Genomic DNA, 15,912 nt, shown 5'->3' on the forward strand with positions numbered 1-15,912 from the left:
AAGATGTTAAATGTACTTTATTGATAAAGAAGAAGATTTAATAGGAAAAGAAATAGCTTTTACACACATGGCTCAATTTGCTAAAGCTATTACAATCGTTACAAAAGATAAGGGAATTTTAGTAGTTGAGCAATTCCAAGATGATGGCAGCAGTGAAATCGGTGTGTACGGCAAAGGCAACGCAAGAGCATATGTGTTAAATCATAATTGGTTAAGAAAAACATTGCATGAAAAAGGGATAATCTCTCATGAAGAGATTCAAGAGTATGAGAATCAAAGACTCTTACAACAACAGAAACAACAAGAAGAATATAAAAGGAAAAAAGAAGAGCAGGAAAGAGAAACGTATGAACGACTAAAAGCGAAATTTGAAGTTCCTAATAATTAAAAGAGCAGCTAGCAAAAGCTAACTGCTCATCTCCAAGGGGGAACAAGGAGAAAGGATTATCATGGTATCTACATTATTGACGGAATATTGAGTTTTATTCAGGGAGGAAGAGAAATGGATAGATATAAAAAAGTTTTACATTTAATGTCTTTGATTGAATTCGTTGAAGGCGTAAAGATTGAATTTAATTATTTTGATGAATGGCCAATTGAAAAGATTGATAACAAAATCGAATTTTATGAATATGTTTCTGAAAAATAGGAGGTAGAGGGATGGACTGGATAACAATAAAACAAAAAACACATAAAGATAAGTTAGAAATAATTAAACAGGAAATGAAAGAAACGAAAGATGAAACTGTTATAAAATTTCTTAGATTATTAAAGAAAAGAAATGAAGAAGAAATTGAAAGATATGAAAGCTGGAGGTAGAGGAAGATGCAAGCATCAACAGATTTTTTAATGGCGTTATCTTTAAAGTTAACAGAGATTGCGAAAAGTACGTCAGATTTAGAAACGGAATCAGAATTGTACGAGTTTATTGAGAAGATTGATGAGACTATAGAAAACTTAACAAAATAATCCTTTTAATAGAAAGCGAGGTTAAAAGAATGGAAGGTAATGTAAAGCTATTAGGTGCAGACGGAATGTGTGGAATGGAGTTTACAGGAAGTCAGGTTAATGTTTATGACGATGCAGGACATGTAATGGAGAGTATGACAACAAGGGAACATGTTCAGGAAATTATTGATTTTCTGGAAGAGTGTAAAGAACAAATGGAATAGAAAGTGAGGATATAAGTTGTTCAAACGTAAAAAGAAGACAGGCCGTATTAATAGTAGAAAAACAGTCGCACTAGGAATTGAGTTTGATAGTAAAACAGAAGCGGAGTATTACCTGGTATTGAAGAGTAATCCTGAGGTTGTTGAGATTGAGCTGCAACCTCAGTACATGCTCCTTGAAGGGTTTTATATTACAACACGAGAGGGAAAGCGGAAGAAGCGCAGAGACTGGAAATTCACAGCCGATTTCCTTGTTACTTATAAGGACGGAACTCAGGAAGTAATTGATGTCAAAGGGTACGCTAACGATCGCTTTCCATATTTCAAGAAGATGTTTGAACATAGATACAAGCAAGAGTTAGTTGTAGTAAAAAAGGACAAGCAAAAAGGCTGGATTAGAGAATAAAGGAGCTGGATAAATGGAAAAGACAAAGATATATGTATGGGATCGTATTGAAGGTAACGATAGAGTTATAGATGTGTATTTTTCTAGACCAGCTAAGTTTAGTTATATCGATTGGATTTAATGGATAGCGGAACCATGCAGAGTAGATTGGTGGGGGCTACTTTACTAAGCATGTTTCCCTTATTCAACAAAGAGATAGTAAAATTTCACGTACCTGATGTGAATGTAAAAAGACAAATTCAGAAATAGGGGGATTTACCATGACAAACATTTATCAAAACTTAGGAGAAGAGATTGAACTAATGGAAGTTGAGTTAAAGGACCTTAAATTAGAGCACAAGTACTTAATGAAAAACATGCATATGAACGCTCCTAAGTTCAATGGAGTTACTGATTATAGTAAGGAACGTGTAACAGGTGGGCAAATCCCGTTAGCTTTAGATGAAATTGCTGGTCGTCATGATCGTATCATGGAGAAGTCAGAACGATTAAAACAACGTATTGCAGAGAAGAAGACTTTACTTGGTGAAGCTCAGTTTATTATGAGTAAGAAGAAAGGGCTAGAACAACAAATTATTTATTTACGAGACATTATGGGATTCAATTTAAAACAGGTTGCTAGTGAACTAGGTTATAGCTACGACCACATTAGAAGAGTGAGCAGTAGAATGAAGCGAAGCCACAATCATGCCACAACGAAGACACACTGCTCTTGATAATTAGGTGATACACTATTATTACTGAGAGGTAGCGAAAACTACTTGCTCTTGTTCCAGATGCTCAGAATGACAACGGAAAGTTCTGTAGTGTCTCTTGATTTCTTTGTTAAAACGTGGATCGTTATACCAATGGGATGATGGTTCGTTCGATTGAATGAACTTCATGTCATAAAAGAAGTAACAATTAATTTATTAGGAGTTGCTCACGACAATAACTAATGTAAGTTATGGTTCTTCTTTTAAACGATTAAACGAGCAGAGAGCATCCGCTCCCTGTTTGAGCCAATATAGACAGTCTACTGTCCTCCTTGTATATTGGTTCAAACAAGGCGTCGGAAGAAATGTACACGTCTTGATATAAATTAAAAATCCTTTATAAGAGAGTCCCTAGCTCTCTTTGAACCGATGACAGCTCTTACGCATGGAGCGCCTACTGAACGTCGTCGGTTGAAAGAGGGAATAGTCCCTTACACATGTGGAAAATGCTGATTTTAGATTGGCGACTCTACGGAGGTTAAATGAGAAGATTCTTATTCTTCTCCAGGTCACCGAACACAGGGCGTGTAGCCATACTAGTTGATGCGGTGGCTTGGAGAAGGTTGAGAGTACTCAGCCTTAATCTAAGAGAAACTTTTTGCCATTTGTTTTCTCTCTTTCTCCCATCCCCTTGAAAGCTGTTACTTCGGTGATGGCTTTTTGTTTATTCGAATGAAAGGATTGTGTTGATTATTGTCGAATAGATAGATTGAGAAAGGGGGATACAAGTATGCTACAAACAATTATTTTAAAATCAAATAGTACAAACACTTTGCAAGAAAAAGTTAACGAAGCTTTAAAAAGTTTATTTGATACAAACATTGTTGATATTAAACTTTCAACTTCATCAGATGGTAATTATGTTGCAATGATCATCTATTCTGCATTATAAAGAAAAGCGCATCCATAACGGGTGCTTTTTTCTTTGTTATATAGAAATTACACATTAAACGTGAAGTTGAACAAAATGGACATTTGGTTAGGAGGATGATTATTAATGGCTAAGAACAAACTTACTATTAAAGTAGATGCTGATACTCAAGAAGCGTTAACGCAAATGAAGGAATTAACTGAAGCGGCAAATGAATGTGTTGCTGCATTTGAGAAGCTAGAGAAACAGATAAATAATTTTAAAAGCCCACTTAATACGACATTAACTACACTAGGAAGTAGCGTTATTGGTGGGACGAGTTATAGGTAATGAAACCAATAGCAATTATCGTAGGCGCTGCCGTGATCTGGGTGGCGTCTTGTTTGTTGTTAAGGAAAGATAAGCGCAAACGTGTTGCATGTTACAAAACAAACGAACACAACGAATGAAAATAGAGATAAACGAATGTCCTGAATGGCTCTACCCTATTCGGACATAAAAGAGCGAACGAATTAATCATATTTCTCAGTGTCCTATTTACATGTACGGAAAATAAATGTTATTATGTAGTTAGAATTAATTTCCGAACACGTTAACGGACAAAGGGGAAGATATTATGATAATTGGTTATGCTCGTGTTTCTACACAAGAACAAAATTTAGCTAGGCAATTGAAACAGCTAAGTGATTATGGATGTGATCATGTGTATGAAGAGAAAACAAGCGGAGCGACAACAAACAGAGAAGAACTACAGTTAATGCTTGATAATTTAAAAGAAGGTGACACGATTGTAGTTACCGATTTAACACGTATCAGTCGTAGTACAAAAGATTTATTTGAACTAATTGAAGTTATTAAGGGTAAAGGAGCTTCGATTAAATCAATAAAAGATACTTGGCTTGATACGACAAGTGATAACCCATACAGTACTTTCCTGCTCACTGTAATGGCTGGTGTTAACCAGTTGGAAAGGGATTTGCTTAAGATGCGCCAACGAGAAGGGATAGACCTTGCTAAACAACGTGGTGTATATAAAGGAAGACCTAAAAAATATGGTGATAAAAATCCTAAAATGGAGCATGCTTTAGAGCTACTTGCTAATCGTGAAGAGAATGGCTACACAGTGAAGAAGATATGTGAAGTTACTGGTGTGAGCCGTACTGTTCTTTATGAGAGAGCAAAAGAAAAAGGGATTATGTAGGAGGGGAAATGTATGGGAGAATTAAGGTTCATGAGTATAGATGAGTTTAATAAAAAAATACACAATCTCGACAGTGGCGTTTACTTAATTACAGATCATAACAATCAGGTTGTTTATGTAGGTAAAGCTTTTAAAATAAAAAATAGGGTTAATGCTCATTTTAAGGGGTATTCCAATACCAAGGATCACGCACACTTATTTAATGAAGTAGCTTATATTCTTGAGGATAGTCCATTGAAACGCTCTTTATTAGAGATAACTTATATGATTGAATATAAAACAGTGTTGAATAAAGAAGTGCAAGAAGAGTTTCCAAATCTATATACTAAATATATTAAGCGGACAAATCAAAAGCGAAGATCAGTTTCCATGTCGTTGGAGGTTGACGAGGCATGGGAACAAGCAGAAATAGAAAACGTTGTAAGAGATATAGAAAATGGAAAGCAACCAGAAATAGAGAAACAAAGAGTTGAAACTGAACAACAACGCAGATTCGAAATAGAAGTGAAAGAACTGCAAAAGAAAAGGAACAGAGAAAGAGATAAATTAAAGAAAGATTTGATTAACATAGCTGGTGGGAAATCAATGTTTTATGAAATTCTGTCCTTATTGGAAAGTGGATATAATCCTAATCTTTTAGCTGATGCGCTTAAGATGGAACTTGCAACTATAAATTTATTTAAAGAACATAGGAAGAGTTTTCATATACCACGAGATCATAAGAGGTTGATTAAACATCAAGACATCATGTATTCATTATCTGGTAAAAAGAATACAGGGAATTCAAGATTAAATCATTTACTTTAAAGTAGCGAATCCGCTGCTTTTTTAGTTTATAAAGAAAAAAGCCCATGCGGGGCTAGATACTTTTCTTCATGCCGCATTTACGGCATTCTCTTAAATAGATGAAATTTTTAACGGAACTTTTGAATGCGGTATTTCCGCAATTATCACAGCGACCGCTGATTTTATCAGGATGTTCTGTGTATGTGTATATCTTGCTTAGATCGTACTTTTGTTCAGGTTCTTTATTTTCCATTCGTTTCACCTACATATCAATCTGGATTAATACAGCCTTACCATAATAACATGAAGCGTTCGCATAATGGATGTTTTTTTATTTTGCAAAAAGAACCTGCAAACCTGCAGATTCTCCTGATAATGATTTATGGAGCAAGACCCGAAAATATAATACAATGATTCAAAAATGAATTCAAGTAATTAAAAAGAACCCGCTGGAGTTCGGGTCCTTTTATAAGTGATGATGTATTCTCGGCTTGGGAACTGAGAAAAACACAAAAATATAATACATCGAGTTTTTGAGAATTTCAAGACTAAATTAGGGATTACCGCGAGGAGGAATTGTAACGAGTTTCTTCCTATTAATATAGAAGGTGGTGGGTGATATGAAGTGAAACAAAAACACGAGTTAGCCAAAGAAGATTACATGCAAGGCATGAAGTATAAGGAACTGGCTGAGAAATATGAAGTCAGTATTAATACAATTAAGTCCTGGAGAAAAAGGCACGGCTGGAATCGAAAAGGGGTGCACCCAAACCAAGAAAACAGGTGCACCCAAACCAAGAAAACAGGTGCACCCATTGGTAATAAGAATGCAGCAGGGAATCCAGGTAACAAGAATCCTAAATGGGGTAATAAGAATGCTGTTGGTCATGGTCCGCCAAAAGGAAACCATAACGCTATGACGCATGGTTTCTTTCGAAAACACTTTCCAGAAGATGTGGCTGACTTAGCTGCGGAGATCATGGAGAAGAATCCGATTGATATGTTATGGGAAAACATAACAATTCAGTATACGGCTATTATTAGAGCGCAAAGATTGATGTTTGTTAAATATCAAGAAGATACAACGAAAGAACTACGAAAGAATAAGGTTACTGAAAGTGGATTCGAAGAAGAATGGGAAATTCAATTCGCTTGGGATAAACATGCTACCTTCTTAAATGCACAATCGCGGGCAATGACTACATTATCACAACTAATAGAAAGATTCGACAGGCTAGCGAGTGTTGATGATAAGAGAAGATTAGAGTTAGATAAACTGAAAGCTGACATAGAGAAAACAAAAGCCGATACCGCTCGTATTAAAGGCGAAGATGGTGAAGAATACGAAGATGATGGTTTCAAAGAGGCGCTAGAAGGCAAGGTAGAGGAAGTGTGGGATGACCATGACGACGATTCCGAAGCGTAAAAAGAAACCTGCTCCATTCAAATTTAAGCCATTCTCCAAGAAGCAGCTGAAAGTATTAACCTGGTGGAAGCCTAACAGTCCCGTTAAAGATTATGACGGGATTATTTGCGATGGTTCCATTCGTGCTGGAAAGACAGTATCAATGGCTCTATCCTATGTTATGTGGGCAATGGAATCATTCGAAGGTGAGAACTTCGGTATGTGTGGTAAAACGATTGGTTCGCACCGTCGTAACGTTATAACGCCACTTAAAAAGATGCTGAAGTCCCGTGGTTATAAGGTTAAAGATCATCGCAGTGAGAATATGCTTACCATCACTAAAGATGGCGTGACAAACTTTTTTTATATCTTCGGCGGTAAAGATGAAGCGTCGCAGGATCTTATCCAAGGTATCACTTTAGCGGGATGCTTCTTTGATGAAGTAGTACTTATGGTTCGTTCATTCGTTAACCAAGCGACTGGTCGTTGTTCTGTAGAAGGTTCAAAAGTCTGGTTTAACTGTAACCCTGGTGGTCCATATCATTGGTTTAAAACAGAATGGCTAGATAAAGCGAAAGAAAAGAACTTACTACACATTCGTTTTACGATGGATGATAACTTATCTTTGTCCGAAAAGGTAAAGCAGCGTTATTACAAGATGTATAGCGGGGTTTTCTTTAAACGATATATATTAGGACTTTGGGCAGCTGCTTCGGGTCTTATATTCGATATGTTCGATGAGGATAAACACAAAGTTCCTACAATCGAAAGGGAATACGTTGAATATTTTGTTTCCTGTGACTACGGTACACAGAACGCTATGGTATATGGATTGTGGGGTAAATGTATCGAAAAAGGTAAAGAAGTATGGTACAAGGTGAAAGAGTACCGTTATAGCGGTAGAGAAACAGAAAAGCAGAAAACAGACCAGGAATACTACGAGGACTTTGAGAAGTTTGTAGGAGATTTGCCTATCCGTGGCACTGTAGTTGACCCGTCCGCTGCTTCATTTATAGCTTTATTAGTTAGAAATAAACGAAAAGTATATAAGGCCCGGAATAATGTTAAAGAGGGCATTGGTAATGTCGGTGTTGCGCTAAACACGGGCATTATTTATTTTAACGACTGCTGTAACGAAACATTTAAAGAATTTGCTTCTTATATATGGGATGAGAAATCAGTGGAACGTGGCGAAGATAAGCCGCTAAAAGAGAATGACCATCATATGGACGAAACAAGATACTTTGTTAATACAGTCATTTACGGATTACGCAAAAAGAAGAAAAAGAAAAGAGGTGAAGCAGCTTAATGACGAAGAAAAGACAAGTTAGTGCGAAGGTAATTAAGGCGGCAGGGACAAATACTCAAGTATTGTCTCGCCAGCAAGAGAGCGAGAATGAGAAGTATGCTATTAATGATATTATCGAACCGCCTTATAGAATAGAAGACTTGCAGCAAATCAGAGAAAATAGTACGATTCTTGGTCAATGTATCGATGCATACAAGCGAAATATAGCTGGATTTGGTCATGAAATGAAGTATAAGCAAGAGGACGACAAGGAAACTCCTGAAATGAAGGCAGAGTGGACGTTAGTTGATACAGAAATCATACCTTTATTTAGTTTCGACAAGCCATTCAAAGAGATTCTTGAAACTGCTATCGATGATAAAGAGACGACTGGCAATGGCTATATTGAAGTGATTCGTAATTTAGAGGGAAAACCTGCTGAACTAATAAATATGTTGCCGCAGTACATGCGAGTAACACGTAAAGACGACGAACCTCAAGAAGTAACGTATTTAGTTAACGGAAAAGAAATCAAACGAAAGAAAAGATTCCGTCGCTATGTACAACGGGTAGGAGCAGTAGATACTTACTTCAAGGAGTTTGGTGATCCGCGTTTCTTAAATAAAGAGACTGGGAAGTTTTCCGAAAAGTCTTTAGGAGAGAAAAACGCTACTGAAGTAATGCATCTAAAGATTGGCAATGGTCCTTATGGCATTCCGCGATGGGTATCACATGTTGTTCATATGGTCGGTGCTAGGAAAGCGGAAGAGTTAAATCTTCGTTATTTCAAACAAGGGCGTCATATTCCAATGGCTATCTTATTGAAGAACGGGATTTTATCAGAAGAAAGTGAAGCAGCGATAACTGATTATGTCTCGAATGTTGAAGGTGAGGATAATCAACATAAATATCTTTTGTTACAAGTAGAAAGTGCTGAAGAAGGTGTTGTAGGCGATACACCACCTAATGTAGACATTGAATTAAAATCACTAGCAGACATTCTGCAAAATGATGCTCTGTTCCTTGAGTATGATGAGAAGTCACGTCAAAAAGTACAATCGGCATTCCGATTACCTGACGTGTATGTTGGGTATATTCGTGATTTTAACAGAGCGACTGCTGAATCTGTACGTGAGATTACGGAGGAGCAGGTATTTGAACCGGAGCGAAGTGCTTTAGAATTCATTATTAACAATGTCCTGTTGCTTCCATACGGATTAAAACATGTATATGTGAACCTACGTAAGTCAGAAATTAGTAATACGGAAGATATGGTTAAAACCATTGAGGTACTGGCTGATAAGGGCGGCTTAACTTTCCAAGATGTACGTAATATCGCTGGTAATATGCTAAATAAAGAGTTCTCAGATTATGATATACCAGAAGCGAATGAACCAGTCGCTTTAGTACTTGAAAGACATCGTAAGGTAGGCGGTTGGCAAAAAGGTTTAGGAGAAACGTTGCAGAAGTCAGCTGACAGCAATTCAAATGAGGATTTAGTCAATGTGATGAAAGACCTACGTGACTTATTGGAGTCGATGCAAAATGCAGAAGATTGATAAGTTACTGGATTCGTTGAATGAGTGGATTGAAAAGGCTGATACTGATGATTTCACCTCTTCATTACCTGCCGATTTAGAAGTACTGGACATGTTACCAGGATACGTTGAGGAATTTGAAAAAGAAATTGCTAAACTGCTTCGGAAGCAGAAGAAGTACTTTATTGATGGGATTAAGAACTATACGAAAAAGGACGCTGTAGAGAAGGGTATCAAGATAAAGGATATTATCGATTTTGTCACTGGTAGCCTATTTGGAGCAGATACTTTTGCAAAAAGCTTAAGCAAAGCAGCAAGGAAGTTTCTTGATTACACGATGAAAGATATGACGAAAGCTTTTATGGATGCAATTGACCCGGATATTCAGTTTAATATCTTCTCAAAACGTACTACAAAGTGGATTGATAGTTGGTCTGATGAATTAGGTAAGATCATGAAGATTAACTCTCACAAAGCAGTAGAACGTATTTTAAACGAAGGATTAGAGAAGGGAAAAGGCATAAAAGAAATAGCGAGGGAACTTGCAAAGCTTCCGGAATTCGACCGTAAGAGAGCGAAGACAACAGCACAGACGGAAGTCCTCGCAGCGTGCTCTGCTTCTCAATTTGAGTCATACCGCCAATCCCCTGCGGTAACGGGTAAGAAGTGGCGTCATAGCGGTGCAAAGAATAACCAGCCTCGTGACAATCATGTGGCGTATGACGGTACAACGGTTCCAGTAGAGGAAGAATTTGAATTACCTGGATCTGGAGAGAAATGTATGTTTCCTCGTGACAGCTCTTTATCTGCTAAAGAGAGAGTTAATTGTAAGTGTGTTATGTCTCCTGCGGTAGATAACAATATATTAGGGCTATCTGAAGAAGAGAAGCAGCAGATTAGGGAAGAAACTTTGAAGGAGTTGAATCGATGAGCTATGCAGTTGATTTTAACGGTGAAAAAGTTGAAATAAATGACTTTAAATTAGAAGAAGAACAGAAGTGTTACGAAAAGGAAATGATTAACTCATTAATTGATAAAAACGATGTCGTTTCTACTTCTATTGAAGTAGATGAAAGTAATTCAGATTACGGAAATCATATGAGAGTAACTTATATTTTTCGTAAAAAGAAAGAATCTTGAAAGGAGGTGAATAAATGCCAAGGAAATTAAAAAATGTGGATGTAAGTTTTGTCTCTATTGTAGATAAAGCTGCAAACAAAAAGAAATTCTTCTTAACGAAGAGCGAGCAAGTGCCAACATTCGAAAAAGAAGTTAAAATCATCAAAGGTGAAGATGAAGAACAAAAGCTTGTTTATGGGATTGTATACTCTCCTGGTAGTGCGGAAGATAAAAGTACACATGATGCGCATGGTGACTTCATGACTGCTGAGGATATTGAAAAATCCGCTCATAATTTCATAGCTAAGTATCGAAACATCGACGCTCAACATGATTTTAATGCAGGAGCAGGTGAAGTAGTAGAAAGCTATGTAGCTCCTGTTGATATGGAGATTAACGGTGAAACAATTACTAAAGGAACATGGGTACTTGTGACAAAAGCCACCGATGAGATATGGAAAGATATTAAAGATGGTAAGATGACAGGTTATTCCCTTGCAGGGGTCGCAGAAACAGAAGTGATTGAGGAAGAAGTAACGAAAACTGAAGAGAAACAAATGAAGTCCTTCTTCCAATTGATGAAGGGCTTTTTTAGTGGAGAAAAAGTTACGAAAGGCGAGGTTAGAGATAAATTTAACCAGAACAAACATCGCCGTGATGTTAACGCCTCTTTCTCTGCATTAGAAGATACTTTCTATCAGTCTCTTTGGAATGCCCCGACTGCTGATGCTATCGACTTAGATCGTATTGAATCAGCTGCACTCGAATTTATTGAGATTATCAATGAGCTGAAGGGTACAGAAGCAGTTGTAAAGGTATGGGAAAACAAACCTGTTGTATCCCTAGCTGAAGAAGTAGAAAAAGCAGGTAAGAAAATTAGTAATACAAATATGGCTGATATTGATGCAGCTATTGAATCATTAACAAATCTAAAAACGCGCGTCACACCGTCATCGGAAGGCGCAGGAAGTGAGGGAAACAATATGGAGTTTAATCAAGAACAATTTGAAAAGACATTAACTTCAGCAGTAGAAAAGGCTGTTGGCCCGATCAAGGAAGAATTAGCTTCTGTTAAGAAACACCTTAATCTTGATGAAGAAAAAACAGAAGAGGATATCAAGGTAGAAAAAGCTGTGGAAGCTGCTACTGCTCCATTACGTGAAGAAATTGAAGCGTTAAAGAAATCTCAGGGTATTAGCAATCAGCAAGATACTGATGTTGTTGAGAAAGCAGAAGTAAAAAAATCTGTATGGAATGGCTTACTGTAAGCCTGAAGGAGGAAAACATATATGACACTAAATAACAAAACAATTATTGAAAAAGCGGATGTGACTCTTGCCACATTAGCTAGTGGTGGTTTAATGAACCCTGAGCAAGCTGATACATTCTTACGTATGGTGCAAAGCGCTCCTACGATTTTAAAGGATTCCCGCTTTGTTCAAATGGCTTCAGATACACGTAAAATTGAAAAAATCGGCTTCGGTTCTCGTATTCTTCGTCCAGGTGTAGAAGGGACGCCATTAAAAGATTCTGATCGTTCTGCTCCAACAACTAGCACAGTTACATTAAATGCAAAAGAAGTAATTGCTGAAGTTCATATCACATATGACACATTAGAAAATAATATTGAGGGTAATAATCTTCAAAATACGATTATGCAGATGATTGCAGAGCGCGCGGCGTTAGATATTGAAGAATTAATTATTAATGGTGACAAATCTTCTGCTGATACGTATTTAACATTACTAGATGGATTACGTAAACAAGCGACTTCACATGTAATTGATCATGCAGCTGGTGCATTCTCTAAAGATGTATTTAAGAAAGCTTATAAAGCTGTTCCTGCGAAATACCTTCGCAATCCTAAAGATTGGAAGTTCTATACTTCACATGGATTAGAAGTTGAATGGAAAGACCAAGTTGCAGCACGACAAACAAACCTTGGTGACTTCTCACTCCAAGGCGGTTTAGCTTCAGCGTACGGTGTCCCTGTAGATGGTATTGCTATGTTACAACCATACACTGATGAAACAAATACTGTATCTGACATTCTATTAACTCATCCTAAAAATATTGTAGTTGGTATGAGCCGAAATATCCGAATTGAAGTAGATAAAGATATCCGTTCTCGTAAGTTCATTATTGTTTTAACTGCAAAAGTGGATGCTAAATTTGAAGAGGAAGATGCAGTAGCGAAAGTTATCAAAGTTAAGGAGTGATGACTTTTGAATTACTACGTTAAATTAATAGTTGGTAAAACATATGACGTCCATGAACGTCTTTTTTTATTAGGTCAAGAAGAAAAAGTTCCAAAGAAAACCTATGATTATCTAAATGGTAATGAACAATTTGAAGTTCGAAAAGAAGGTAGCAAATCTAAAGGAGAGGAGTGATAAGTATGCCACTTATTACTGCTCAAGAATTAATAGATTATACTGTACTGCCTGAAGTCAAAAAACGTCCTGTTTCCTTATTGGAGCAGGACATACTTGAGGCAGAAACAGAGATTAATAATATTCCTAACATAGCCGATTTCGAAGATAAAACAAAGTATCCTATAGTGCCTGCTGAAGTTAAATTAGCATGTAAAAAATTAGCGCAGTATTACGCATATACAAATGCTGACACAACAGCTATGAAGGGTATTAAATCTGAAAGTGTTGGTAGTGGTGATTATTCTTATACAAAGGATAATTCTAGTGTTTTGAAACCAGATATCCTGCATTTATTAAAAAAATACATTGCAGATGGTGGTAAAAATAAAGTAACGTTCAAAATGAGGGCGATTTAATGTCTTTAGAAGCACTGATGGTCCATGAATGCGATATTTACCATTTGCAGAAGGAAACGAAGCCCGGGAAGTACGGGCAACCAGGAGAAGAGGTTTATTCATACAAAGATACTCCTGATATAGCAGGGAAAAGCTGCTACTTTGCAGAGAATGTAGCGATTGCTAGACCAACTGCAATTCAATCTGCACCAAATCAATTAAATGAACAGCATACACGAGTATTATTTATGCCTGGTACAGATATAAAACATAACGACAAGGTGATCAAAAAGAATACTAATGTCGTTTACTATATACGCAATCCCTTTCCGGTAGTACATCCACTTACTGGTGAGGTTTCACATATAAAAGCCACTGCGGAGAGGAAGAGTGAACCATGGCTAGCCAAATAACGACTAGAGGATTTCGTGAGTTCAGTGCTAAGTTGAACCGTATGGCAAACGGATTGGATCAGAATGTTGCCTTATGGCTTGAAGCTAGTGGATTTCAATTTCTAGAAGAGGTGCAAAATCAAATCATTTCATTAGCGGTTGTAGATACAAGACGCTTACTTAATTCGTTTGATAAGGGCGGAGATGGGAATGTTTGGCGCTCTTCTGATGGAGGATTAGTGCTAGAAATCGGTACAAATGTAGAATACGCCAAACTTCAAAATGATGGTTGGCAGCAGGTGAGAAGATTTGTCCCAGGTAGATGGGAGGGTCATAATTTCGAATATGATCCACATGCACCTACCGGAATGATGCTAACTGCTAAATTCATAGAAGGTCGTCCCTATTGGGATAATGCTATCGCTATCTATGAGCGTATGTTCCAGACTGCATTTGACCGACAGTTCCGACAATGGGTGCATGGAGGTTAGGATATGTACGCACAAATACATGGCTCTATGAAGGCTTTTGTCTTCGATAACCTGCCACAAGGTACATTTGCTTATCATGAGCAGGTTCCAGAAGAAATAAAGATACCTTCAGTGTACTTCCCACACTTATCAACGAATGATTTGAAAAATACCAAGGATACATTCACCTTACTGTACACAATGACAGTGAGGTTTTTTAATGCAACAACAGAGGAAGCTATGGAGCTATCTGATAGAATTGCGGACTTGATTAGACGTAGCGGTTACACATTAAATCTTCGGAATGAGGATGGAAGTGAATCGACTGATACCGTCTATTTCAGAAGAGTGACTACCGCTCCAGTTGAGGTAGGTTCATCTCAATTAACAATGATTTTTGAATACGAAAAGAACTACACCAATTGAGGAGTGTGAAATTATATGTCGGGAACTAATAATAAAATGTACCGCGGTGATGAGTTTTTAATTGCAGCAGTTATTGCAGACCCATCTGATCCATTAAAAGAGAAAATGGTTCGTCCGTTTGACCAAACAGACTCATCTCATTCGATTGAAGCGGATGAGATTGAAGTGGAATCTAAAGACAGAACGATTTCTGATTACGGAAAAATCTCAGAAACACGTTCATTTGAGGGGATTATGGCTGAAGGAGATCCATTTCCTGATGCAGCAAAAGCTAAGGTTCGTAATAAAGAGTACATTGAGTTGTATGAGATCAATAAACGTACGAAGAAAGCGGAAAAAGGAACGTATATGATCACTTCGTTCGAAAAAACTGCTTCTACAGGGGAATTCGCAACTTATTCCATGGAAGTTAAACTTTCAGGTTCAGTGAGTGAAGAGACTTTAACAGAAATTCCAGGAGGAGCAGGAGAAACTGCACCAGTAACACCTCCGTCCGGTTCTTAAGAGTAGGTTAATACCTGCTCTTTTTAAATTTGAAAATAACATCCAATTAAAAGGAGATTGATATATATGCGTTTTGAAATCGAAGGAAAAGAATATGAATTAAAGTTAACTTATAAATCTATTGCAGAGTTAAACAAGAAATATGAGGGTGGAGCGAACCAAGTTATCGCTGCTTGTTTGCAAGGTGACTTAGAACTATTTGAAGACGCGGTATACTTCGGATTAATGCACACAGAAGAAGGATTCACTAGATCTAAAGTTACAGCTGCTATTGAAAAACTATTTGTAGAGGAAAAAATCTCACAACAATACATTGAAGATGTTCTTAATGAAGTGGTAGCGGACAATTTTTTCTACAAAGCGAAGACGAAACAGTACAAAGCACGAATGAAGAAACAATTACTAGCGAAGAATCCGGAATTCAAGGAGATTGCAGAGGAAATGTACGGAACGGACGACGAACTGCAGACTTCTCTAGAGAAGAAATAGACAAGGTGCAGCAGGATGGATTTAGATATTTAGGTTTGTTGCCAAATGAGGTAATGAACCTAACTCCTCGTGAGTTTCAAAATATGATGACGGGGAGGAATGAACAGTATCTAGATGAACTGCAAACATATAGTATATTTGCTCTCATGATGCGTGCGGTTTATCACAGTAATCCCAAAAAGAGTATGAAACCAAAAGATTTATTTGATAGATCGAAAATGGTTACTGATGAACAAAAGAAAAAATCTATCGAGAATCGTGCAAAACAAGCTGAGGCAGATATGCAATTCTTACAAAATCTCAACTTCGGTTGATTGAAAGGT

27 protein-coding genes are annotated in these 15,912 nt (G+C 37.2%); 26 read left to right on the forward strand and 1 reads right to left on the reverse strand.

Annotated elements, in window-relative coordinates:
- Positions 1–10: 10 nt before the first annotated feature.
- The 11 genes from ACTT1L_RS16685 to ACTT1L_RS16735 all read left to right on the forward strand — a co-directional run bounded on the left by ACTT1L_RS16685 (position 11) and on the right by ACTT1L_RS16735 (position 5,209).
- Entirely contained in the window at positions 11–388 is a 378-nt protein-coding gene (locus tag ACTT1L_RS16685) for a hypothetical protein (RefSeq protein ID WP_442822020.1), read from the forward strand.
- 114 nt (positions 389–502) lie between these two features.
- Complete coding sequence (locus tag ACTT1L_RS16690; RefSeq protein ID WP_422422990.1) at positions 503–649, forward strand: hypothetical protein; 147 nt, start codon at positions 503–505, stop codon at positions 647–649.
- Positions 650–660: 11 nt separating this feature from the next.
- Positions 661–819: a hypothetical protein gene (locus ACTT1L_RS16695; protein WP_442822021.1), complete on the forward strand. Its 159-nt coding sequence runs from the start codon at positions 661–663 to the stop codon at positions 817–819.
- 6 nt (positions 820–825) lie between these two features.
- A complete protein-coding gene (locus tag ACTT1L_RS16700) occupies positions 826–969 on the forward strand; it encodes a hypothetical protein (protein ID WP_271044549.1) in 144 nt (47 codons plus the stop codon).
- Positions 970–998: 29 nt separating this feature from the next.
- Positions 999–1,172: a hypothetical protein gene (locus tag ACTT1L_RS16705; RefSeq protein ID WP_442822022.1), complete on the forward strand. Its 174-nt coding sequence runs from the start codon at positions 999–1,001 to the stop codon at positions 1,170–1,172.
- Positions 1,173–1,188: 16 nt separating this feature from the next.
- Positions 1,189–1,575 carry a DUF1064 domain-containing protein gene (locus ACTT1L_RS16710; RefSeq protein WP_442822023.1) on the forward strand — a complete coding sequence of 129 codons (387 nt, stop codon included), beginning with the start codon at positions 1,189–1,191 and terminating at the stop codon, positions 1,573–1,575.
- A gap of 260 nt (positions 1,576–1,835) precedes the next feature.
- On the forward strand, positions 1,836–2,291 hold the full coding sequence (locus tag ACTT1L_RS16715; protein WP_442822024.1) for a hypothetical protein: 456 nt from the start codon (positions 1,836–1,838) through the stop codon (positions 2,289–2,291).
- 769 nt (positions 2,292–3,060) lie between these two features.
- Positions 3,061–3,222 carry a hypothetical protein gene (locus ACTT1L_RS16720; protein ID WP_442822025.1) on the forward strand — a complete coding sequence of 54 codons (162 nt, stop codon included), beginning with the start codon at positions 3,061–3,063 and terminating at the stop codon, positions 3,220–3,222.
- Between the two features lie 105 nt (positions 3,223–3,327).
- On the forward strand, positions 3,328–3,531 hold the full coding sequence (locus ACTT1L_RS16725; RefSeq protein ID WP_098393651.1) for a hypothetical protein: 204 nt from the start codon (positions 3,328–3,330) through the stop codon (positions 3,529–3,531).
- A 286-nt stretch (positions 3,532–3,817) separates the two neighbouring features.
- Positions 3,818–4,402: a recombinase family protein gene (locus tag ACTT1L_RS16730; RefSeq protein WP_000583550.1), complete on the forward strand. Its 585-nt coding sequence runs from the start codon at positions 3,818–3,820 to the stop codon at positions 4,400–4,402.
- 12 nt (positions 4,403–4,414) lie between these two features.
- A complete protein-coding gene (locus ACTT1L_RS16735) occupies positions 4,415–5,209 on the forward strand; it encodes a GIY-YIG nuclease family protein (protein WP_442822026.1) in 795 nt (264 codons plus the stop codon).
- A gap of 52 nt (positions 5,210–5,261) precedes the next feature.
- Here the strand turns inward: ACTT1L_RS16735 and ACTT1L_RS16740 are convergent, their stop codons facing one another.
- Positions 5,262–5,441: a hypothetical protein gene (locus ACTT1L_RS16740; RefSeq protein WP_088106260.1), complete on the reverse strand. Its 180-nt coding sequence runs from the start codon at positions 5,439–5,441 to the stop codon at positions 5,262–5,264.
- A gap of 372 nt (positions 5,442–5,813) precedes the next feature.
- Between ACTT1L_RS16740 and terS the strand changes: the two genes are divergently transcribed.
- The 15 genes from terS to ACTT1L_RS16815 all read left to right on the forward strand — a co-directional run bounded on the left by terS (position 5,814) and on the right by ACTT1L_RS16815 (position 15,903).
- Positions 5,814–6,614, forward strand: coding sequence for a phage terminase small subunit (gene terS, locus ACTT1L_RS16745; RefSeq protein WP_442822027.1), 801 nt, complete (start codon positions 5,814–5,816; stop codon positions 6,612–6,614).
- The gene (locus ACTT1L_RS16750; protein ID WP_025687902.1) at positions 6,586–7,902 is read left to right on the forward strand and encodes a PBSX family phage terminase large subunit; all 1,317 of its coding nucleotides are present in this window, start codon (positions 6,586–6,588) and stop codon (positions 7,900–7,902) included. The genes terS and ACTT1L_RS16750 overlap by 29 nt, the downstream gene beginning before the upstream one ends.
- On the forward strand, positions 7,902–9,440 hold the full coding sequence (locus tag ACTT1L_RS16755) for a phage portal protein (RefSeq protein ID WP_442822028.1): 1,539 nt from the start codon (positions 7,902–7,904) through the stop codon (positions 9,438–9,440). The genes ACTT1L_RS16750 and ACTT1L_RS16755 overlap by 1 nt, the downstream gene beginning before the upstream one ends.
- Entirely contained in the window at positions 9,427–10,350 is a 924-nt protein-coding gene (locus tag ACTT1L_RS16760) for a phage minor head protein (protein ID WP_442822029.1), read from the forward strand. Before ACTT1L_RS16755 ends, ACTT1L_RS16760 begins: the two co-directional genes overlap by 14 nt.
- Complete coding sequence (locus ACTT1L_RS16765) at positions 10,347–10,559, forward strand: hypothetical protein (RefSeq protein ID WP_262718148.1); 213 nt, start codon at positions 10,347–10,349, stop codon at positions 10,557–10,559. Before ACTT1L_RS16760 ends, ACTT1L_RS16765 begins: the two co-directional genes overlap by 4 nt.
- Before the next feature lie 14 nt (positions 10,560–10,573).
- Positions 10,574–11,806 carry an XkdF-like putative serine protease domain-containing protein gene (locus tag ACTT1L_RS16770; protein ID WP_442822030.1) on the forward strand — a complete coding sequence of 411 codons (1,233 nt, stop codon included), beginning with the start codon at positions 10,574–10,576 and terminating at the stop codon, positions 11,804–11,806.
- 21 nt (positions 11,807–11,827) lie between these two features.
- Positions 11,828–12,757, forward strand: coding sequence for a phage major capsid protein (locus ACTT1L_RS16775; protein ID WP_375867720.1), 930 nt, complete (start codon positions 11,828–11,830; stop codon positions 12,755–12,757).
- Between the two features lie 6 nt (positions 12,758–12,763).
- On the forward strand, positions 12,764–12,931 hold the full coding sequence (locus ACTT1L_RS16780) for a YqbF domain-containing protein (protein WP_080493267.1): 168 nt from the start codon (positions 12,764–12,766) through the stop codon (positions 12,929–12,931).
- 5 nt (positions 12,932–12,936) lie between these two features.
- Positions 12,937–13,329: a protein YqbG gene (gene yqbG, locus ACTT1L_RS16785; protein ID WP_262718151.1), complete on the forward strand. Its 393-nt coding sequence runs from the start codon at positions 12,937–12,939 to the stop codon at positions 13,327–13,329.
- Complete coding sequence (locus ACTT1L_RS16790) at positions 13,329–13,721, forward strand: DUF3599 family protein (RefSeq protein ID WP_442822031.1); 393 nt, start codon at positions 13,329–13,331, stop codon at positions 13,719–13,721. The genes yqbG and ACTT1L_RS16790 overlap by 1 nt, the downstream gene beginning before the upstream one ends.
- Positions 13,706–14,191: an HK97 gp10 family phage protein gene (locus ACTT1L_RS16795; RefSeq protein WP_442822032.1), complete on the forward strand. Its 486-nt coding sequence runs from the start codon at positions 13,706–13,708 to the stop codon at positions 14,189–14,191. The genes ACTT1L_RS16790 and ACTT1L_RS16795 overlap by 16 nt, the downstream gene beginning before the upstream one ends.
- Before the next feature lie 3 nt (positions 14,192–14,194).
- Entirely contained in the window at positions 14,195–14,596 is a 402-nt protein-coding gene (locus tag ACTT1L_RS16800; protein WP_442822033.1) for a hypothetical protein, read from the forward strand.
- 15 nt (positions 14,597–14,611) lie between these two features.
- A complete protein-coding gene (locus ACTT1L_RS16805; RefSeq protein WP_140972932.1) occupies positions 14,612–15,100 on the forward strand; it encodes a phage major tail protein, TP901-1 family in 489 nt (162 codons plus the stop codon).
- A gap of 66 nt (positions 15,101–15,166) precedes the next feature.
- Positions 15,167–15,589, forward strand: coding sequence for a tail assembly chaperone (locus ACTT1L_RS16810; protein ID WP_442822034.1), 423 nt, complete (start codon positions 15,167–15,169; stop codon positions 15,587–15,589).
- Positions 15,590–15,642: 53 nt separating this feature from the next.
- On the forward strand, positions 15,643–15,903 hold the full coding sequence (locus ACTT1L_RS16815) for a hypothetical protein (protein ID WP_065383470.1): 261 nt from the start codon (positions 15,643–15,645) through the stop codon (positions 15,901–15,903).
- Positions 15,904–15,912 lie beyond the last annotated feature (9 nt).

This window comes from Bacillus sp. FH, assembly GCF_052216825.1.
Taxonomy (GTDB): domain Bacteria; phylum Bacillota; class Bacilli; order Bacillales; family Bacillaceae_G; genus Bacillus_A; species Bacillus_A paranthracis.